The organism is Pseudomonas sp. RIT-PI-o (assembly GCF_001297215.1).
Taxonomy (GTDB): Bacteria; Pseudomonadota; Gammaproteobacteria; order Pseudomonadales; family Pseudomonadaceae; genus Aquipseudomonas; species Aquipseudomonas moraviensis_A.
Genome location: NZ_LHPA01000020.1, coordinates 65,977 through 86,123 on the forward strand (window position 1 = coordinate 65,977; position 20,147 = coordinate 86,123).

Sequence of the window (20,147 nt, forward strand, 5' to 3'; positions counted from 1 at the left end):
CAGTGCGGCGGTAGACCGCACTGACTGCGTGGAGTTTAGAAACCGGTCATGAACAGGCTCTGTGAAAACCATGGCGACGACGCCGGAGTCGAGAACACTCGAAGCCGGATCAAGCCGCCGGAGGGTTTCACAGAGGCTGCTAGCCGCCGGATTTCTTGGCCTTGAAACCGTGCTTGATCAGCTCTGCCAAGAGTAGCTCGACGTGATCGCCCTGGATTTCGATGATGCCGTCCTTCAACGCCCCGCCGGTGCCACAACGTTTTTTCAACGTCGTCGCCAGCTCCTTGAGCGCGTCTTCGGCCAGGGGCACGCCGGTGATGGTGGTCACCGTTTTGCCGCCACGTCCTTTGCTTTCGCGACGCACGCGGGCAATGCCGTCACCGGCCGGGATCACGGTTTGTTTGCAGATACAGGCGTCCACCGGCTTGCTGCATTCCGGGCAATGACGACCTGCGTCGGTGGAAAATACCAGGCCGCCCAGGGCGGCGAAGGATGCGGCTTTCTTGGCCACCGGCAATCCTCTCGGGAGGACAAAGACTGATCGCAACCTTGGGCAAGGTCAGCGACCGCGAAGCCCCACTCAGGCAGGGGCAGCGCTACTGCATCGGAAAACTATGAACGCTGGGCTGAATCTCTGCAGGCCAACCTCAAGCCATCCGGTGCAGCTTGAAAAGGTCGCGCAGTGTAACGACAAAAATCGCGATTGCTAAGTGCCAATCGGCGCCAATTCATGTGTTCTTTGCGACGGGGCTCTGCTGCGCCTTGAGATAGCGCTTCAATGCGGCCAGAGAGTCCGGGCAATAAGGCTTTTCGGTGATTTCCCGCATGACCTGTTCGACGGGAATGAATCGCGCTTCGAGGACTTCCTCCGGCTGCAGTTTCAGCGGCCCGTCCCATACAGCGGAAAACGCCGAACACCACAATCGGTTGCCGGTGTCTTCGAAGTAGAAGTGATCGTGAGCGGTCAGCTCGACGCCGCTGACGCCCAGCTCTTCCTCCAGCTCGCGCGCCGCCGACTCGGCGTAGCTTTCGTCGGCCTGGACCATGCCGCCGGCGGCAACATCCCAGTAGCCGGGATAAATCGCCTTGCTCAATGTGCGCCGGTGCACGCACAACTCACCGGCGGAATTGAACAACATGATGTAGGTGCCACGACCGATCAGCCCGCGTTCGCGCAAATCGGAACGCACCAGGGCGCCGAGCAGGTTGTCGTGCTCGTCGACCCAGGCAATCTGTTCAGCATCCGAGGCAGCGCGATGGGCCGCCTCTCCGGGGGTCTGGCTCACGTATCAGCCCTGATTGAGCAGTTGACGCAGATCGATCACCGCGGCGTTGGCCCGGGAAATGTAGTTGGCCATGACCAGCGAGTGGTTGGCCAGAACGCCGAAACCGCTGCCGTTAAGGATCATCGGGCTCCACACCGGCTCTTGCGAAGCCTCCAGTTCCCGAATGATCTGGCGCACGCTGACGGTGGCGTTCTTCTTCGCCAGCACATCAGCGAAGTCGACTTCGATGGCACGCAGCAGATGCGACAGTGCCCAGGCCTGACCCCGTGCTTCGTAGAACACGTTGTCGATCTGCATCCATGGGGTTTCCACGACTTCTTCGTCAACCTGCGGCACTTCGCCGACCGCCGGGACTTCGGTTTTCAGCGCAGTGTTGAGCTTGACCCGGCCGACACTGGCCGACAGGCGTTGCGACAGCGAACCAAGACGGGTGCCGACGTCGCCCAGCCAGTTGTTGAGGTTGTCGGCGCGGGCATAGAACAGCGCGTTTTTCTGATTCGGATCGGACAGGCGCGCCTGATAACGGCTCAGGGAGTTGATGCCTTCCTGATATTCCGACTCACTGGACGGCAGCACCCAGCTCTTGTTGTCGAAGTTGAAACGCGGTTCGGCCTTGGCCAGATCGGCGTCTTCGGCCGACTGCGATTGCGAACGGGCGAAGTCTTTGCGCAGGGCACGGGTCAGGTCACGCACCTGCACCAGCACGCCGTATTCCCAGCTCGGCGTGTTGTCCATCCACAGGCCCGGCGGGAAACGATCGTTGGAAATGTAACCGCCCGGCTTGTTGAGCAAGGTACCGGCAACGGTTTTCAGGGTTTCGACGGTGGTGTAGCCGACCACCATTTGCTTGCCTTCTTTCTCGGCAGCGACCTGGGCATTTTGCGCCACTGGAAACAGCTCCGGTTCCTGGCTCCAGTACCAGCCCAGCGCGATGGTCACCAGCAAGTAGAGACCAATCACTGTGGCCAGCGCCCGGCTGAAAAATAGCCCGCCGACATAACTGCGGGTGGCCGACTTGGGCTCGGCGGCACGTTCAGGCGCGCTGCCCGCGCGGTTTTTCCAGTCCAGCATGGCGATATCCTTTCAATCACTTGGGTTCAACGGTTCGACCACAACCATACAACAACGTGCCTTGGCCTAGCACCTGCCGCTAACGATAAGCCGCAAATCGTAGGGGCCGATGACGCTTCGCGACACGCTAGGGGATTCCCTGATACTGGCAATGCCTGCGATGCAGCGAACCCTGACCTGAGCGTGGTCCGCGCAACGATGGAGAATTCCCGGCTGTTCTGCCCTTCCTTTCAAGTCGAACGTGCGGATTCCGGGCGTCGGACAGACCCGCAAGTGCGTGAGAAAACCACCCGGTCAGAAACTGAATCGTGTCGTCCAGCAGATTATTGACGTACGACACTCGTCTAAGGGAAAAGAGGTGCTAGCATAGAGCCACCAGTCGATCTCAGCATGCACCCTAACTAGTAGTCAGGATATGACCGAGCCAGAAGACCCCAGCCGTGAGCGTCTCAAGCACCACTTTGCCCAGCGGGTAATTCATCAGGCACGTCAGATTCTTGAGATATGGCAGCGCCTGCAACGCAGTGAGTGGTCCACCGTCGACCTCGCCGAACTGAGCGAGGCGAATCTGCGTCTGCTGCGTTTTGCCGAGCGTTTCGAACAGCCGGAACACACGCAGTTGGCGCATCACATCGGCCAGTCGCTGCAGGCGGTGGACGCCAACCGTGGCCGTCTCAGCAGCGGCCTGATCACCGATCTCAATCGCTTGATGCAGCGCCTGTCGCGCACCGGCCTGCGCCATGGCGATCAGCTCGACCAGACCTTCCTGCCGCCACTGCGCAAGCCGATCTATGTGATGTTGCAAGACCACGACCGCGCCGAACGGCTGGCCAAGCAGCTGGAATTTTTCGGTTTGAGCGCGCAGGCACTGGACAGCGTCGCCGCGTTTCGCTCGTCGATGGTCGAGCGCTTGCCCGCGGCGATTGTCATGGACGTGGATTTCAGCGGTCCCGGCATCGGCCTGAAACTCGCCGCCGAAGCTCAGGTCGGCCTCGAAGAACAGCTTCCATTGCTGTTTTTCAGCCTGCATGAAACCGATACCCCGACCCGTCTCGCCGCCGTGCGCGCTGGTGGTCAAGAATTTCTCACCGGCACCCTCGAAGCTTCGAGCCTGCTGGAAAAAATCGAAGTGCTGACCTGCGTCGCCCAGTACGAGCCCTATAAAGTGCTGATCATCGACGACTCGCGCGCGCAGGCCTTGCACACCGAGCGCCTGCTCAACAGCGCCGGGATTGTCACCCGCACCTTGATCGAACCGATTCAGGCGATGGCGGAACTGGCGGATTTCCAGCCGGACCTGATCATTCTCGACATGTACATGCCGGCCTGCACCGGCCCCGAACTGGCCAAAGTGATCCGCCACAACGACCGCTACGTCAGCGTGCCGATCATTTACCTGTCGGCCGAGGACGATCTGGACAAGCAGCTCGACGCCATGAGCGAGGGCGGCGATGACTTTTTGACCAAGCCGATCAAGCCACGGCACTTGATCACCACGGTGCGCAACCGCGCCGCCCGCGCGCGCAATCTGAAAGCGCGGATGGTCCGCGACAGCCTCACCGGGCTGTACAACCACACGCATATCCTGCAGTTGCTCGAAGACTGCTCGTTCCGCGCCCGCCGCGAGAACAAGCCGCTGAGCTTTGCAATGCTCGACATCGATCACTTCAAACGGGTCAACGACAGCCACGGCCACCCGATGGGCGACCGTGTGATCAAGAGTCTGGCGCTGTTCCTCAAGCAGCGTTTGCGCAAGACCGATTTCATCGGCCGTTACGGTGGCGAAGAATTCGCCATCGTCATGCCCGACACTGATATCGACGCGGCGCACAAAGTCCTCGACGAGATTCGCCAGCGCTTCGCCGAGATTCATTATCCGGCGCAGCCGCAGGATCTCTGGTGCACGTTCAGCGCCGGCGTGGTGGAAATGTGCGATGACTCCGACAGCCTGATGATGGCCAGCCAGGCCGACGAGGCGCTGTATCGCGCCAAGGGTGCCGGACGCAATCGGGTGCAGACCGCCAGACAATCAAAGCAAAGTGCCACTTTTTCATCGGAATCCACTGATTCGGTCATAACCCTGTAATAGAACCGCAATAAATTCAGGCGCTTACCATTTCTGCCGTTGGTAGCCGTCATGCGCCTGAAGTTGCTCACCAATCTCAACACTCTGCTGCTGGTCGCCGTCTGCGTGGCCCTTGGCGCCACGCTGTGGTGGTCGCAAAAAGCCCTCGAACGTCCGTATCTTTTGATGGAGCGGTACCTGGGGCTGTCGCAGCAATTTCAGAATGAAGTGGCGCGCAACGTCGAGGATTACCTCGCCAGCGGTGACGCGCTGCGCCTGAGCAGCGCCGCCCAGGCCATCGACAGCGTGCACAAGCAACTGAGTGAATTGCCCCCGGCGCTGGCCGACACCGTGCAGCCAAGTCTGTCGAGCCTCGATGAATTCAGCAAAACCGACCTGCTCGCCGCCGGCAAACTGGCCGGCGATCCGCAAGCCCTGCTGTTGCAGGCAGAACGCGAACTCAGCGCCGGCCTCGACCAGCTCAACACCTACGCCAATGGCAACGCCGCCTATCTCGCACCCCTGCTCGCCGCGTCGCAGCATCTGGGCAAATTGTCGCTGGCGCGGGACAAACTGGTGAGCAGCGGGCGCAGTGAGCTCGCCGCCGATGTCGAGCGCGAGGTCGGCAGCATGCACGCCGAGGCCCAGGCAATCGACGCCCTGCCCTTGCTCGGAGTGGTCACCCGCACTGAATCGAACAGTGACGATTTCGCCGCACTCATGGGCATCGAGAACACTGATAAAGCCGCCGCCGAGGATGCCGGTGTCGGCCTCAAACGCGAACTGAACAGCTTGCTCGGCCGCTACCCGGCGGAACTGGCGCGCACTCGCGAGCAGATCCAGAAGCGCGCGGATCTCAGCGCCGCCACCCACGAAAAAATCGCCAGCGTGCAACACGCCATTGCGGGCCTCGAACCGGTGGTGCGCGCGCAACACGGGCAGATCCAGGGCGAAGTGCGGCTGATGCAAGGCGTGATGATCGGCCTGATTCTGCTGATCGCCCTGCTCATCGACACCTTGCAACGGCGCCTCGCCCGCACTCTGACCAACCTCGCCCCGGCATTGTCGACCTGGGCCGAAGGCGATTTCAGTCGCGACATCCAACTGGGCAAGACCAACCGCGAACTGCACGACATCGAAGCCTCGCTCAATCGCTTGCGCGCCTATCTGGTGGATCTGGTCGGCACGATTCGCGGCAACGCCGAGCAAGTCGCGGGCAGCAGCCGTACCCTCGCCGAACTGAGCAATGACCTGCACAGCGGCGCCGAGCATCAGGCCGGTGATACTGCGCTGATCCGTGACTCACTGGGCGAACTGGAGGCGACCATTCAGCAAGTGGCCGGCGACGCCCGCCAGGCTGCCGATGCCAGCCGTCATGCCGGTCTGGCTGTCGAGCATGGCCAGGCTGTGATCGGCCAGAGCCTGACCGGATTGCATGCTTTGGTCGGTGAAGTTCAGGGCAATGCGCAGATGATCGAGCACCTCGCCGAGGAGTCGGCAACTATTGGCGGCGTGCTGACGGTGATCCGCTCGATTGCTGACCAAACCAATCTGCTCGCCCTGAACGCCGCGATCGAAGCCGCTCGCGCCGGCGAGATGGGCCGGGGTTTCGCCGTGGTTGCCGAAGAAGTGCGCTCGCTGGCGCAGCGTACTGCCGGAGCGACGGCGGAAATCCAGACGCTGATCGCCGGCCTGCAGACCGCCGCCCGACAATCGGTTGAGGGTATGCGCGCCCAGGTCGAACACGCCGAAGCCACGGCCAGTCAGGCGCAGGCGGCGGACGGTGCGCTGGATAAAATCGTCGGCGCGATTCAGACCATCGCCGACACGGCTGTGCGCATTGCCGATGTCACCGCACAGCAAAGTGGCGCGGTCAGCGAGATCCGCGATCACAGCGAGCGCATTCATCAACTGGGTGGGGATAACCTGCTGCGCATCGGCCAGGGGCGCGAACAGGGCGAGAATCTGCTGGTTCTCGGCGGCCGACTGCACACCGCCGTACAAGCCTTCCGCGTCTGACAAACCGCTATCGCGAGCAGGCTCACTCCTACAGGGGATACGCATTCCAAATGTAGGAGTGAGCCTGCTCGCGATAGCGTCAAACCAGACACCGCCGATCCCGCAGAATGACCGGATGTGAACTCATGGTCACAAATTTCGCGCAAACATCGCCCATCGTGCCGGCTATTGCATGGAACTGGACAGTCACAAAGGCTTTGCGGCATAGTCGCCGGGTTCTGACGACTGCTCATTGATAACAAGGACAACGCAGATGGCGACGCTACTGGTGCTGCACGGCCCCAACCTGAACCTGCTCGGCACCCGGGAACCGGGGACCTATGGGTCGACGACCCTGGCGCAGATCAATCAGGATCTGGAGCGTCGCGCCCGTGAAGCCGGCCATCATCTGCTGCATCTGCAAAGCAACGCCGAGTACGAATTGATCGATCGCATCCACGCTGCGCGCGATGAAGGCGTGGATTTCATTCTGATCAATCCGGCGGCTTTTACGCACACAAGTGTCGCATTACGTGACGCGCTGCTGGGAGTGAGCATCCCATTCATCGAAGTGCACTTGTCCAACGTGCACAAGCGCGAACCTTTCCGCCATCACTCCTACTTCTCCGATGTAGCGGTAGGAGTGATCTGCGGCCTTGGCGCCAGCGGTTACCGACTGGCCCTGGAGGCCGCACTAGAGCAGCTTGAACACCAAGCTATACGCCCCTGACCGACCCTTGGGAGTTGATGATTCATGGATATCCGTAAAGTTAAGAAACTGATCGAATTGCTGGAAGAGTCCGGCATCGACGAGCTCGAGATCAAGGAAGGCGAAGAGTCCGTACGCATCAGCCGCCACAGCAAGACCCCGGCGCAGCAGTACTACGCGCCAGCCCCGATGCAGGCTCCGGCCGCTGCCCCTGCTGCCGCGCCAGTCGCCGCCGCTGCTCCGGCTGCCGCTGCTGCACCCGCGCTGAACGGCACCGTTGCCCGTTCGCCGATGGTCGGCACCTTCTACCGTAAATCTTCGCCAACCTCGCCAGCCTTCGTTGAAGTCGGCCAGACCGTGAAGAAAGGCGACACCCTGTGCATCGTCGAAGCCATGAAGATGATGAACCACATCGAAGCTGAAACCAGCGGTGTGATCGAATCCATCCTCGTCGAAGACGGCCAGCCGGTTGAGTACGACCAACCGCTGTTCACCATCGTTTGAACCGCGGAGAGCCTTTGATGACTGCGAAGTTGGAAAAAGTTCTGATCGCTAACCGCGGTGAGATCGCCCTGCGGATTCTGCGTGCCTGCAAAGAGATGGGCATCAAGACCGTCGCCGTTTACTCCAAGGCCGACAAAGAGCTGATGCACCTGGGTCTGGCAGACGAATCCGTCTGCATCGGCCCGGCGTCCGCCGCTCAGTCTTACCTGCACATCCCGGCCATCATCGCTGCCGCTGAAGTGACCGGCGCTACCGCCATTCACCCAGGCTACGGTTTCCTCGCGGAAAACGCCGATTTTGCCGAGCAGGTCGAGAACTCCGGCTTCGCCTTCATCGGCCCGAAAGCCGACACCATCCGCCTGATGGGCGACAAGGTATCGGCCAAGCACGCGATGATCGAAGCAGGCGTACCCACCGTTCCAGGCTCCGACGGCCCACTGCCGGAAGACGAAGAGACGGCGCTGCGCATCGGTCGCGAAGTCGGCTACCCGGTGATCATCAAGGCCGCCGGTGGCGGTGGTGGTCGCGGCATGCGTGTGGTGCACAAGGAAGAAGACCTGATCGCCTCGGCGAAACTGACCCGCTCCGAAGCAGGCGCGGCGTTCGGCAACCCGATGGTCTATCTGGAAAAATTCCTCACCAATCCACGTCACGTCGAAGTGCAGGTCCTGTCCGACGGCCAGGGCCACGCCATCCACCTGGGCGACCGCGACTGCTCGCTGCAGCGTCGTCACCAGAAGGTTCTCGAAGAAGCGCCGGCACCGGGCATCGATGAGAAGGCCCGTCAGGAAGTCCTGGCTCGCTGCGTCAAGGCGTGCATCGACATCGGCTACCGTGGCGCCGGCACCTTCGAGTTCCTCTACGAGAACGGTCGTTTCTACTTCATCGAAATGAACACCCGTGTTCAGGTGGAGCACCCGGTTTCGGAGATGGTTACCGGTATCGACATCGTCAAGGAGATGCTCAGCATCGCCGCTGGCAACAAGCTGTCGTTCACTCAGGATGACGTGGTCATCCGCGGTCACTCGCTGGAGTGCCGGATCAACGCTGAAGATCCGAAGACCTTCATGCCGAGCCCGGGCACCGTCAAGCATTTCCACGCCCCAGGCGGCAACGGCGTCCGCGTCGATTCGCACCTGTACAGCGGTTATGCCGTGCCACCGAACTACGACTCGCTGATCGGCAAGCTGATCACTTACGGCGCAACCCGCGACGAAGCCATGGCACGCATGCGCAATGCCCTGGACGAAATCGTGGTCGACGGGATCAAGACCAACATCCCGCTGCACCGTGATCTGGTTCGTGACGAAGGCTTCTGCAAAGGTGGTGTGAACATTCACTACCTCGAGCACAAGCTGGCCAAGCAGTCGTAAGACTGACTTGGCGTGAAAAAACCCGATCCCTGCGGATCGGGTTTTTTTATGCCTTAAGCCAGCGCATCAGTTCATCGATACCAAGGTAAAAGCCTGCTCCTGAATCATCTCGGGAGTTGCCCGGCGCCCGTTCTGGTCGACCACGGCGCCAGAGGCATCCTCGTGCAACGGCTTTCGCCGAAACCGCTCCATGAATACCTGTGCGCGTCTGGACACCGGATCGCTGGCATGGCTCGCCCGCTGCAAAACCGGCGAATACATGCGTTCAACCTGACTGGCGGATGTCTTGAACACGGTCGAAACACCGCTATCGAGATTCAACGACACTGCATAGTTATTGCCCAGACAGGAAGAATACGACCAGTAGTCCCACGTCGGCTTCAGCCCCTCTTGACGCAATACTGTCCTGACCGTCCCACCGATGTCGGTCCCGGTCAGCCAGTCACCGCCGACCAGCGTGACCCGAACATCTTTGCTCGAGCCTCCCAGACGCGCCATCGTATCCTTGACCGTGTCTTTGATCAGCGTGCGAATGTTGTGATCGAAATGAATGACAGCGCCGACCTTTGTCGTCGGGTTGTAGATCGAGGCAATCACGCAGGTTTGCGCATTCAGCGAAAACAGGTAATTGTCCCGCGAGCCGGCGACAAACTTCGCCACCAGCGCTTCGCCCTGCAACGCGCCACGGTTAAGCACCGGCTCGACGCGCCCGGGAAACGCATTGCGCAGATTGGTCACATGGCCAAGATTGCGCACCTGATCATCGCCGCCGCGCAACCCGACGCGATCGTGCGTCCATTTGCCGCTCGCGGTCAGTCGTACCGGTTTTTGATAAATCGCTGCGGGCCGCCGAGCATCGACCAGGCTGAGACCATCGAAATGCGGGTTTTCCCTGACCTGGAAATACTTGCCCCTGTTGCGGATGTAATAGGTCTGTTGAGCCTGTGGAGTCATGGGCGGACTGCGCCATGTGCCAAAAAAGACACCTTCTTCAGTGACCTGCTGCAAATCATTCGGCTTTCTGCTGACGGCCTGTCTGGCATGAAAACGCACCTCGCGAACCGCCGGCAGCGTTTCCTTGCGAACAGGAGCCACGCTGCTCAGACGCTCGGTGAGCAATGAGACCGGTCGCATCGTGTGCTTCAGATTGCTGACCGAACGCCCGAGCAGCTTGACCGTACCGCCGGCGCCGACCATGGCAAACAGGGCGCCCCACGATGCCTCGAGCCAGTGGCCGAGCGCGCCCTCGACATCGCCTTCCAGATGCGCCGCGACGGCCTGACCGGCGCTGACGGCAATGAACACGACATCCAGCAGCAAGGCAAAGGGTGGAAACACCATGCAAAACGGTGCGGCGCCGAACATCAGTCCTTTGACAACCTGTCTCTCGATCATTTCTGCCCGGCTGGTTGTGATGTCCTCCACATCCGTGACGGTGCGCTCGATGTAGGCGTTGAACTCGCTGCGCGCATCACTCACGCGCTGTGCTTCGTACAGCGTATCGACGCGCTGTTTTCTTGCCGCTATCGCATACAGGGCACGCGAAACAGTGTTGCGCGCAGCAACCGGCGTGCGCGCGAGCAGATAATCATGCAATGCACCGGCGATGTCGCCATGCAGTGACTGATACGGGCGCAGCGTCAGATCATCGGGAGCATCCGGCGTGTACAGCCACCAGGACGGTTCGGGATCGAAACAGGTGAAAACGTAGACCCCAAGCACAACGTGGCTGCGCACGGTGAATCTGAAAACACCGTCACTGCTGACCATGCTCGCGCCCCGCAAAGGCTGGCCCGCCGCTGGCAGCTGACTCAACAGCGATACCTGACGGACCAGCGCCGAATAAACCGCGTCGCTTAACCGCGCCTGACTTCTGGCGACGCGCAAATCACGGTCCATTTTCGACAGCAGCACGTTACGGTAGGCGAAGCGACGCGGCTCATAGGCAGCATCGCGAGCGTCGAGATACCTGCTGCGGATCTCGCTGGCATACTTTTCACCCAGCCACGCCCGGCGCAGATACAGCGCCAGATCAGCGCTGCGCACCTGACTCAAATCCTGACCAACGGAGGAGCGCACGCCTTTCTTCGGATGGTCGATACCGGCGTTGTCGTCGTAGCCGTAGATCGCCAGGTCGAGCAGGCTGGCGACCGATTGCTTCCTGCGATCGACGATGCCGGCGCTGTAATCGATCAACACGGTGGCCGGGTCGACCGGTTCCAGTACCTGTTTGCTGCGCATATAAGGCGCGATCTCTGCGGCAACCGTGCGCCTGGCGAAGTCGACAAAGACTTCGAAACCGCCCAGCCACTCATTGAAGACCTGCTGATGGACAACCAGCTCCTGATTCAGGCTGCTGAGGCGTCGGCGCGCATCCGGGGCCTGCGTCGAGGACCAGCGAAGCGAGTTGTCCTCTTCAACCTGCTGCAGGTTTTTCGCCAGGCCCATTTTCACCGCCGCGTCGACGCATTCAGCGAACAGCAAGGGCGCACGCCGGATGTCACTGCTCATCCCCCACCGGCCAGGGTCGGCAGCCACGGCGACCAGATACTCACGGGCTTGACGATGGGCAGTGGGGGAAAGCTGCTGCAAAAGGTATTCGCGACCGGACTCGCTCTGCGTCCAGCCCCAGACCTCTCCGGTCAATGCCGCCAGCGAAGGCAGGCGCACCCACTCCTGGCCGTCTGGTTTGTTTGGCGCGTACAGCAGCAGATCAGTTACCGCTGGTGCAGCCTTTTCTCGGTAAAACACCAGAAAGTCGGCACACTGCATGCCATTGGGTAACGCCAGTGCGGCGACGCGCAAGGATTCATCCATGGCCTCCCCGGCCCACAACGATTCGAGACGATCATGGTCGTCAACCGCCAGATGCCCCGCACAACGCGCAACGAACGCGCTTTGCCTGAGTCGCGCGATAAACCAGTCGATCAAGGCTTTCTGTACATCCTCGCGCTCATACTGTCCGGTGAGGGCGCGCAGGTAGCCGACCGGATAATCCTGGCCGGCCAGCATGTCGGCGATGAATGCCGGTTCCAGCGGCTGATTGCGTCGCGAAGGAGCACTGGTGACTTCCAGGACGGTAGCGAAATCAGTCCCGATCGGCCCCGCCGCGAGCAACTCGCTCAGACTGCGGTTCTGTGTCGGCTCACCGACCGCTGAACGCCATTTCAGGCGGACGTCGATCCGGTCCGGCTCCACCTCCATGTCGAGCTTGAGCCTGATGTAGTCAAGCGCCTGTTGCCGGGCATAGGCGCGCAACGAACCGTAGCCTTCCAGCAGATCATCGAGCGCTGCCCGGGCCAGCGACGTCTGCTCTTGATAACCGCGCAACCTCGCACGCTCCGGGTCGTTCAGCACTCGCAACCAATGTGGCAACTGCGCGTATGACTGCGCTTCGAGCCGCTTCTTTTCCGCGCCCGTTGCCAGCGCGGTCAACCGATAGCGGCGCGCGCCTCGCTCCTGAACCTTTTCGATCTGCCTGCGCAATCGATCCGGCGTCAGTTCCGCGAGACGATCCGGGTGGAACAGCGCGTCGATGTCGTCGACGTAACGCCGCAACTTGCGCAGGACCAACTGATCGAACGCAGCCTCCTGGCCTTTGGTGTCCCAGTGTGCTCGCAGGTATTTTTTGTATTGCTCAAGGAAATGCACAGAAACGCTGTCCACGGTCTGGATGACCGCTTGGCGATGGCCGGGCGGCAATCCCCGATCAGCAGCGCCCGGCCAGCGGTACGGAGCGTCACGGATCGCCAGGTACATCAGCGGTTTGCCGTCGATGATTTTTTGCAGGATCGCATCCAGCACAGCCAGCACGAACCCCGGATCAATATTGCCGTGCGGGTAATGACCGCGCAGCTCGGTCAAGGCGAAATCTTCCATGGCCTCCAATAAGGTCAGCTGACTGCTCAGGCGCTTGTCGATGATCACCTGCCAACGCGTGATCCGCAGGAGAATCTCCTGGGCCGTTCCTGTGGGCGCAGCGGCTTCCGGTGGTTTTTCTTCTACAATCGCTTGTTCACCCGCCATATCGTCCAGCCCGTTCTTGCGTAGAAATGAGCTTTCACTCTATTTGTCGGCAACCGCGCTCAGGCGATACATATGTATATCGCGCTGGCGAATGTGTAACAGCCGAGCGGCGTGTCCACTTTGCCGGCGACCTGGCGTAAACTGCGCGCTTTTGCAGCTTCGGGCTGCCCCACAGATTTTTCAAAGGTGCCCGCCATGCCTTGGCTGCAAGTCCGTCTCGCCATCACCCCGGAACAAGCCGAAACCTATGAGGACGCATTTCTCGAAGTCGGCGCCGTGTCGGTGACTTTCATGGACGCCGAAGACCAGCCGATCTTCGAACCGGAACTCAATACCACGCCGCTGTGGTCGCACACCCACTTGCTGGCGCTGTTCGAAGGCGGCACCGAACCGGAGCCGGTGCTGGCTCACCTGGAGTTGCTGACCGGCAGCCCGTTGCCCGAGCACCACAGCGAAGTCATCGAAGACCAGGACTGGGAACGCAGCTGGATGGACGGTTTCGAGCCAATGCGCTTCGGCCAGCGCCTGTGGATTGTGCCGAGCTGGCACGCCGCGCCTGAGCCTGACGCGGTCAACCTGTTGCTGGACCCGGGCCTCGCATTCGGCACCGGCACCCACCCGACCACCGCGCTGTGCCTGGAATGGCTCGATGGCCAGGATCTGAAAGACTGCCACGTGCTCGATTTCGGCTGCGGCTCGGGGATTCTGGCGATTGCCGCTCTGCTGCTCGGCGCCAAACAAGCCGTGGGCACCGACATCGACGTGCAGGCGCTGGAAGCCTCGCGCGACAACGCCGGGCGCAACAACATCGCCGATGAGCTGTTCCCGCTGTACCTGCCGGAAGATCTGCCGCAGGTCCAGGCCGACGTGCTGGTCGCCAATATTCTCGCCGGCCCGCTGGTGTCGCTGGCGCCGCAACTGTCCAGCCTGGTCAAGAGCGGCGGGCGCCTGGCGCTGTCGGGCATCCTCGCCGAACAGGGTGAAGAAGTCGCCGCTGCCTATGCGCAGGACTTCGAGCTCGACCCGATTGCCAATCGCGATGGCTGGGTGCGCATCACCGGGCGTCGGCGCTAAAATGACCGCTTGCCTGAACCGGATCGCCGCATGACCGACAGTTTCGTCACCCAGTGCCCGCATTGCCAGACCAGCTTCCGCGTCAACCATGCGCAATTGAGCGTGGCGCGCGGCGTGGTTCGTTGCGGCTCCTGCCTGCAAGTGTTCAATGCTGCCAAGCAGCTGCTCGAGCAACATGCCGGCAAGGACACGGTGACGCCGGTCGCGTCGCCACTGCCTGAAGCGCCAACATCAGTCAGCGCTGCACCGAGCACCGATGACACGCCTGCGCCGCGCGCCATCAGTCAAAAGCAGTGGAGCGCGTCCGAACTCGACCTGGACAGCCTCGATCTGGACGAAGAACTCGCCCGCCTCGAACAGCGCGAAATCCAGCCGGTCGCCGAGTTCGGCCGTGCCCGCGAAGAGTCCTTGAGCGCGCGGCGCGACAGCCCGGAACCCGACGAAGGGACATGGCCCGACAGTCTGTTCAGCGAGCCTGCCGAGGAGCGCAGCGCCGCGCCGGATATCGAACCCGATCTCGACGAGATTGAAACCCTCGAACCCGAGCGCACCGAACCGTCGTTGTCACTGGGGCCGGTGGACCCGGACGACGAACCGCCGATCCCGCAACTGCGCCTGCACGACCCGATCAATCCCAACGCCCGCCGTGAACGCCTTTCGGCCAGCGACGACAGCGAGGACGACGATCTGCCGTTGATCACCTCGCCGCGCAAGAAACGTGAACGGGCCGAGCCCGGCGTGCGCGCCGAAGTCCTGCAGGATCTGACCGACGACCCGCTGCAACTGGACTGGCAGCAACGTCGCTCGCCCTGGGGCCGGCGTCTGCTCTGGCTGGTGCTGGTGGTGTTGGCGGCCGGCGGGCTTGCCGCTCAGTACATCGCCTATCATTTCGAGGAACTGGCGCGGCAGGATCAATACCGCCCATGGTTTCAGCAGATCTGTCCGCAGATCGGCTGCACCGTGCCCTCCAAAGTCGATATCGGCAAAATCAAGAGCAGCAACCTGGTGGTACGCAGCCATCCGGAATTCAGCGGAGCGCTGGTGGTCGATGCGATCATTTATAACCGTGCGACGTTTTCCCAGCCGTTTCCGTTGCTCGAGTTGCGTTTTGCCGACCTCAACGGTCACCTGATCGCCAGTCGTCGCTTCAAGCCCGGCGAGTACCTGAGCGGCGATCTTGAGGGTCTGGCGGAAATGCCGCCGCAGACGCCGATCCACATCGCCCTGGATATTCTCGATCCGGGGCCGAAAGCGGTGAATTACAGCCTCAACTTCCATTCGCCGGAATGAACCGCTTCAGCGTTTCCCGATTGACGGCATTTTTCTGACTGGATCGCGGCCAACCAAACCGTTGGCGATAACAGAATAACTGTTCAGATTTTGTTCAATTCAGCCTTTAACCAGTCATCGAGAGCGGGTATCATGCCCACCCTTTTTCGAACTCTCATGATCCGGCCCCACTTCAGGGAAGTCCTATGTCGGCGGTACGCATCGGCCCATATACATTGCAGAACGGTTTGATTCTCGCCCCGATGGCGGGCGTCACCGACCAGCCCTTTCGTCAGCTGTGCAAGCGTCTGGGCGCAGGGCTTGTAGTCTCGGAAATGGTCACCAGCGACATGAGCCTGTGGAATACCCGCAAGTCACGCATGCGCATGATCCACGAAGGCGATCCCGAGCCGCGCTCGGTGCAGATCGCCGGTGGAGACGCGCAGATGCTGGCCGATGCGGCACGGGCCAACGTCGAGCTGGGCGCACAGATTATCGACATCAACATGGGCTGTCCGGCGAAGAAGGTCTGCAACAAGGCCGCCGGCTCCGCGTTGCTGAAAGACGAAGCACTGGTGACCGAGATCCTGCAGGCCGTAGTGGCCGCGGTTGATGTGCCGGTCACCCTGAAGATCCGCACCGGTTGGGATCGCGAGAACAAGAACGGCCTGACCGTGGCGAAGATCGCCGAACAGGCCGGGATCACTGCGCTGGCCGTGCACGGCCGTACGCGCGCCGATCTGTACACAGGGGAAGCCGAGTACGACACGATTGCTGCGATCAAGCAGGCCGTGTCGATCCCGGTGTTTGCCAATGGCGATATCGATTCGCCGGAAAAGGCCCGATACGTGCTTGACGCGACCGGTGCCGATGGCCTGCTGATAGGCCGTGCCGCTCAAGGGCGGCCATGGATTTTTCGCGAGATCGAACACTTCCTGCGCACCGGCGAGAAATTGCCCGCGCCGGAACTGAGCGAAGTGGAACGCATCCTGCTGGAGCATCTGGCCGCCCTTCACGCCTTCTATGGCGACGTGATGGGCGTGCGCATTGCCCGCAAGCATGTGGGCTGGTATCTCGCAACCTTGCCGGGCGCCAGGGAGTTTCGCGCCCGTTTCAATCGTTTGGATGGTACGGAAGCACAATGCGCCGACGTTCGGGAGTTCTTCGCCGAGCGTTACAAGAGCCTGACAGGGGACGAAGAAGGGGTGGCCGCATGACGATGATGACCGAGACTTTAGTGAGTGGAACAACACCCGTGAGCGACAACGTGAATTTGAAACAGCACCTCAACACGCCGAGCGAAGAAGGCCAGACCCTTCGCGGGAGTGTCGAGAAGGCGCTGCACAATTATTTCGCCCACCTTGAGGGCGCGTCCGTCACGGATGTGTACAACCTGGTGCTGTCCGAAGTCGAGGCGCCCCTGCTCGAAAGCGTGATGAACTACGTCAAGGGCAACCAGACCAAGGCCAGTGAGCTGCTGGGACTGAACCGCGGCACGCTGCGCAAGAAACTCAAGCAGTACGATCTGCTGTAAGCATTCAATCAAACCAGAAAGGCGCCCGCGTAAAAAACGGTCGCCTTTTTTGCTGACTTCCTTTGCTTTTGATGGAAATTGAGATGACCGACCAGACTACCCGCCTGCCGATCCGCCGCGCCTTGATCAGCGTTTCCGACAAGACCGGGATCCTCGAATTCGCCAAGGAGCTTGAAGCTCTGGGCGTCGAGATCCTCTCCACCGGCGGAACGTTCAAGCTGCTGCGTGACAACGGCGTTGCCGCAGTGGAAGTCGCGGATTACACCGGTTTCGCCGAGATGATGGACGGTCGGGTGAAAACCCTGCACCCGAAAATCCACGGCGGCATCCTCGGTCGTCGCGGTACTGACGATGCAATCATGAACGAGCACGGCATCAAGCCGATCGATCTGGTGGCGGTCAACCTGTACCCGTTCGAAGCAACCATCAACAAGCCAGGCTGCGACCTGCCGACCGCCATCGAGAACATCGACATCGGCGGGCCGACCATGGTCCGTTCGGCAGCGAAAAATCATAAAGACGTTGCGATCGTGGTGAATGCCAGCGATTACGCCAACGTCCTGGAAAACCTCAAGGCTGGCGGCCTGACCTACGCTCAGCGTTTCGACCTGATGCTCAAGGCCTTCGAACACACCGCCGCCTACGACGGCATGATCGCCAACTACATGGGCACCGTTAACCAGGCCGCTGAAACCCTGAGCACTGAGGGTCGCAGCGAATTCCCGCGTACCTTCAACAGCCAGTTCATCAAGGCCCAGGAAATGCGCTACGGCGAGAACCCGCACCAGAGCGCGGCGTTCTACGTTGAAGCCAAGCCTGCCGAAGTCGGCATCGCCACCGCCACCCAGCTGCAAGGCAAGGAACTGTCGTACAACAACGTTGCCGACACCGACGCTGCGCTGGAATGCGTGAAGAGCTTCGTCAAGCCAGCCTGCGTGATCGTCAAGCACGCCAACCCTTGCGGCGTGGCAGTCAGCCCGGACGCCGAAGGCGGCATCCGTCAGGCCTACGAACTGGCCTACGCCACCGACACCGAGTCGGCGTTCGGCGGCATCATCGCCTTCAACCGTGAACTCGATGCCGAGACCGCCAAGGCGATCGTCGAGCGTCAGTTCGTTGAAGTGATCATCGCGCCATCGGTCAGCGAAGAAGCCCGCGCCATCGTTGCCGCCAAAGCCAACGTACGCCTGCTGGCCTGTGGTGAGTGGTCGGCTGAGCGCGCCGCTGCCTGGGATTACAAGCGCGTCAACGGTGGCCTGCTGGTGCAGAGCCGCGACATCGGCATGATCAGTGCCGATGACCTGAAAGTGGTGACCAAACGCGCGCCGACCGAACAGGAAATCCACGACCTGATCTTCGCCTGGAAAGTCGCCAAATACGTCAAATCCAACGCCATCGTCTACGCCAAGAACCGTCAGACCATCGGCGTCGGCGCCGGCCAGATGAGCCGCGTCAACTCGGCACGCATCGCCGCAATCAAGGCTGAGCACGCTGGCTTGCAGGTTGCCGGTTCGGTCATGGCCTCGGACGCATTCTTCCCGTTCCGCGACGGCCTCGACAACGCGGCCAAGGTCGGCATCACCGCGGTGATCCAGCCGGGCGGCTCGATGCGTGATGCTGAGGTGATTGCTGCTGCCGACGAAGCCGGCATCGCGATGGTCTTCACGGGCATGCGCCACTTCCGTCACTAATCACACGATCCACTGTAGGAGTGAGCCTGCTCGCGATAGCCATTGGTCAGTCAAAGCTGCAGTGACTGACACACCGCAATCGCGAGCAGGCTCACTCCTACAGAAAAGCGTCCCTGCGGCGCTCAACAGAATTAGCGTCATCCGAGGTTTTTGAAATGAATGTTTTGATCATTGGCAGCGGTGGCCGTGAACACGCCCTGGCCTGGAAAGTGGCTCAGGATCCGCGTGTGCAGAAAGTCTTTGTCGCGCCAGGCAACGCTGGCACCGCCATTGAAGCCAAGTGCGAAAACGTCGCCATCGACGTATTGGCCCTTGAGCAACTGGCCGATTTCGCTGAAAAGAACGTTTCGTTGACCATCGTTGGCCCGGAAGTGCCGCTGGTGGCTGGCGTGGTCGATCTGTTCCGCACCCGTGGCCTGGACTGCTTTGGTCCGACCGCCGGCGCTGCGCAACTGGAAGGTTCGAAAGCCTTCACCAAGGATTTCCTCGCCCGCCACAAGATTCCGACCGCCGATTACCAGAACTTCACCGAGATCGAGCCGGCCCTGGCTTATCTGCGTGAGAAAGGCGCGCCGATCGTGATCAAGGCCGATGGCCTCGCTGCCGGCAAAGGCGTGATCGTTGCCATGACCCTGGCCGAAGCCGAAGACGCCGTGCGTGACATGCTCGCCGGCAACTCGTTTGGCGACGCTGGTTCGCGCGTGGTGATCGAAGAATTCCTCGACGGCGAAGAAGCTTCGTTCATCGTCATGGTCGACGGCAAGAATGTCCTGCCGATGGCCACCAGCCAGGACCACAAACGTGTCGGCGACGGCGACAGCGGCCCGAACACCGGTGGCATGGGTGCCTACTCCCCTGCCCCGGTGGTCACCGCCGACGTGCATCAGCGCGTGATGGACCAGGTGATCTGGCCGACCGTGCGCGGCATGGCCGACGAAGGCAACGTCTACACTGGTTTCCTCTATGCCGGTCTGATGATCGACAAGGCCGGTAATCCGAAGGTCATCGAGTTCAACTGCCGCTTCGGCGATCCGGAAACCCAACCGGTGATGCTGCGTCTGCAATCGAGCCTGGTGCTGCTGGTCGAAGCCGCGCTGGCGCAAGCGCTGGACAAGGTTGAAGCGCAGTGGGATCCGCGTCCGAGCGTCGGCATCGTTCTGGCTGCCGGCGGCTATCCGGACGACTACGCCAAAGGCGCAGCGATCAAGGGTCTGGATGCAGCGGCAGGTCTGGAAGGCAAAGTCTTCCACGCCGGCACCGCATTGAAGGACGGTCAGGTGGTTACCGCCGGTGGTCGCGTGCTTTGCGCCACGGCCATGGGCGCCACCGTCGGTGAAGCTCAGCAGCAGGCCTACCAGCTTGCCGCTGCCATCGACTGGGAAGGCTGCTTCTACCGCAAGGACATTGGCTACCGCGCCATTGCCCGTGAACGCGGCGAAATCCAGGAATAAGCGATCCATCAGGCCCGGCGCGGGAGGCCATTTCTCGCCGGGCTGTTCGGTCGTCGCGCATCGTTATATTCTGGCATCAACCTACGAAGGGATTTC

The 20,147-nt window shown here is 61.2% G+C and carries 15 protein-coding genes; 11 read left to right on the forward strand and 4 right to left on the reverse strand.

What is annotated here, in order from left to right:
• Positions 1-139 precede the first annotated feature (139 nt).
• The 3 genes from AEQ63_RS09145 to AEQ63_RS09155 form a co-directional block, all read right to left on the reverse strand.
• A complete protein-coding gene (locus AEQ63_RS09145; RefSeq protein WP_007914613.1) occupies positions 140-511 on the reverse strand; it encodes a translation initiation factor Sui1 in 372 nt (123 codons plus the stop codon).
• 217 nt (positions 512-728) lie between these two features.
• Positions 729-1,286, reverse strand: a complete 558-nt coding sequence (locus tag AEQ63_RS09150; RefSeq protein ID WP_042608899.1) for an NUDIX hydrolase — start codon at positions 1,284-1,286, stop codon at positions 729-731.
• Positions 1,287-1,289: 3 nt separating this feature from the next.
• Entirely contained in the window at positions 1,290-2,357 is a 1,068-nt protein-coding gene (locus AEQ63_RS09155; protein ID WP_064362981.1) for a DUF2333 family protein, read from the reverse strand.
• 415 nt (positions 2,358-2,772) lie between these two features.
• On the opposite strand from AEQ63_RS09155, the gene gcbA reads away from it, so the two are divergent.
• The 5 genes from gcbA (at position 2,773) to accC (ending at position 9,006) form a co-directional block, all read left to right on the forward strand.
• Positions 2,773-4,443 (forward strand): diguanylate cyclase GcbA, encoded by a 1,671-nt coding sequence (gene gcbA, locus AEQ63_RS09160; RefSeq protein ID WP_064362982.1) that lies wholly within the window; start codon positions 2,773-2,775, stop codon positions 4,441-4,443.
• 954 nt (positions 4,444-5,397) lie between these two features.
• Positions 5,398-6,441 carry a methyl-accepting chemotaxis protein gene (locus AEQ63_RS29260; protein ID WP_442965704.1) on the forward strand — a complete coding sequence of 348 codons (1,044 nt, stop codon included), beginning with the start codon at positions 5,398-5,400 and terminating at the stop codon, positions 6,439-6,441.
• Positions 6,442-6,694: 253 nt separating this feature from the next.
• Positions 6,695-7,150: a type II 3-dehydroquinate dehydratase gene (aroQ, locus tag AEQ63_RS09170; RefSeq protein ID WP_042608903.1), complete on the forward strand. Its 456-nt coding sequence runs from the start codon at positions 6,695-6,697 to the stop codon at positions 7,148-7,150.
• 24 nt (positions 7,151-7,174) lie between these two features.
• Positions 7,175-7,633, forward strand: coding sequence for an acetyl-CoA carboxylase biotin carboxyl carrier protein (accB, locus tag AEQ63_RS09175; RefSeq protein WP_016771862.1), 459 nt, complete (start codon positions 7,175-7,177; stop codon positions 7,631-7,633).
• Positions 7,634-7,650: 17 nt separating this feature from the next.
• Positions 7,651-9,006 carry an acetyl-CoA carboxylase biotin carboxylase subunit gene (gene accC / locus AEQ63_RS09180; protein WP_024011424.1) on the forward strand — a complete coding sequence of 452 codons (1,356 nt, stop codon included), beginning with the start codon at positions 7,651-7,653 and terminating at the stop codon, positions 9,004-9,006.
• Between the two features lie 66 nt (positions 9,007-9,072).
• Here the strand turns inward: accC and AEQ63_RS28610 are convergent, their stop codons facing one another.
• Positions 9,073-13,032, reverse strand: coding sequence for a type III effector 1 (locus AEQ63_RS28610; protein ID WP_161806071.1), 3,960 nt, complete (start codon positions 13,030-13,032; stop codon positions 9,073-9,075).
• Between the two features lie 195 nt (positions 13,033-13,227).
• Between AEQ63_RS28610 and prmA the strand changes: the two genes are divergently transcribed.
• The 6 genes from prmA to purD all read left to right on the forward strand — a co-directional run bounded on the left by prmA (position 13,228) and on the right by purD (position 20,051).
• Positions 13,228-14,106, forward strand: a complete 879-nt coding sequence (prmA, locus tag AEQ63_RS09190) for a 50S ribosomal protein L11 methyltransferase (protein ID WP_042608905.1) — start codon at positions 13,228-13,230, stop codon at positions 14,104-14,106.
• Between the two features lie 30 nt (positions 14,107-14,136).
• A complete protein-coding gene (locus AEQ63_RS09195; protein WP_064362986.1) occupies positions 14,137-15,396 on the forward strand; it encodes a DUF3426 domain-containing protein in 1,260 nt (419 codons plus the stop codon).
• 185 nt (positions 15,397-15,581) lie between these two features.
• Positions 15,582-16,592, forward strand: a complete 1,011-nt coding sequence (gene dusB / locus AEQ63_RS09200; protein ID WP_042608907.1) for a tRNA dihydrouridine synthase DusB — start codon at positions 15,582-15,584, stop codon at positions 16,590-16,592.
• Complete coding sequence (gene fis / locus AEQ63_RS09205; protein ID WP_002555375.1) at positions 16,589-16,909, forward strand: DNA-binding transcriptional regulator Fis; 321 nt, start codon at positions 16,589-16,591, stop codon at positions 16,907-16,909. Before dusB ends, fis begins: the two co-directional genes overlap by 4 nt.
• An 83-nt stretch (positions 16,910-16,992) precedes the next feature.
• On the forward strand, positions 16,993-18,600 hold the full coding sequence (gene purH / locus AEQ63_RS09210; protein ID WP_064362987.1) for a bifunctional phosphoribosylaminoimidazolecarboxamide formyltransferase/IMP cyclohydrolase: 1,608 nt from the start codon (positions 16,993-16,995) through the stop codon (positions 18,598-18,600).
• 155 nt (positions 18,601-18,755) lie between these two features.
• Complete coding sequence (gene purD / locus AEQ63_RS09215) at positions 18,756-20,051, forward strand: phosphoribosylamine--glycine ligase (protein ID WP_064362989.1); 1,296 nt, start codon at positions 18,756-18,758, stop codon at positions 20,049-20,051.
• Positions 20,052-20,147: the final 96 nt, after the last annotated feature.

Excerpts from the sequence above, each read along its gene's own strand:
- AEQ63_RS09155 (WP_064362981.1), bottom strand. The coding sequence starts at position 2,357 with ATGCTGGACTGGAAAAACCGCGCGGGCAGCGCGCCTGAACGTGCCGCC.
- gcbA (WP_064362982.1), top strand. The coding sequence starts at position 2,773 with ATGACCGAGCCAGAAGACCCCAGCCGTGAGCGTCTCAAGCACCACTTT.
- AEQ63_RS29260 (WP_442965704.1), top strand. The coding sequence starts at position 5,398 with ATGATCGGCCTGATTCTGCTGATCGCCCTGCTCATCGACACCTTGCAA.
- aroQ (WP_042608903.1), top strand. The coding sequence starts at position 6,695 with ATGGCGACGCTACTGGTGCTGCACGGCCCCAACCTGAACCTGCTCGGC.
- accB (WP_016771862.1), top strand. The coding sequence starts at position 7,175 with ATGGATATCCGTAAAGTTAAGAAACTGATCGAATTGCTGGAAGAGTCC.
- accC (WP_024011424.1), top strand. The coding sequence starts at position 7,651 with ATGACTGCGAAGTTGGAAAAAGTTCTGATCGCTAACCGCGGTGAGATC.
- AEQ63_RS28610 (WP_161806071.1), bottom strand. The coding sequence starts at position 13,032 with ATGGCGGGTGAACAAGCGATTGTAGAAGAAAAACCACCGGAAGCCGCT.
- prmA (WP_042608905.1), top strand. The coding sequence starts at position 13,228 with ATGCCTTGGCTGCAAGTCCGTCTCGCCATCACCCCGGAACAAGCCGAA.
- AEQ63_RS09195 (WP_064362986.1), top strand. The coding sequence starts at position 14,137 with ATGACCGACAGTTTCGTCACCCAGTGCCCGCATTGCCAGACCAGCTTC.
- dusB (WP_042608907.1), top strand. The coding sequence starts at position 15,582 with ATGTCGGCGGTACGCATCGGCCCATATACATTGCAGAACGGTTTGATT.
- fis (WP_002555375.1), top strand. The coding sequence starts at position 16,589 with ATGACGATGATGACCGAGACTTTAGTGAGTGGAACAACACCCGTGAGC.
- purH (WP_064362987.1), top strand. The coding sequence starts at position 16,993 with ATGACCGACCAGACTACCCGCCTGCCGATCCGCCGCGCCTTGATCAGC.
- purD (WP_064362989.1), top strand. The coding sequence starts at position 18,756 with ATGAATGTTTTGATCATTGGCAGCGGTGGCCGTGAACACGCCCTGGCC.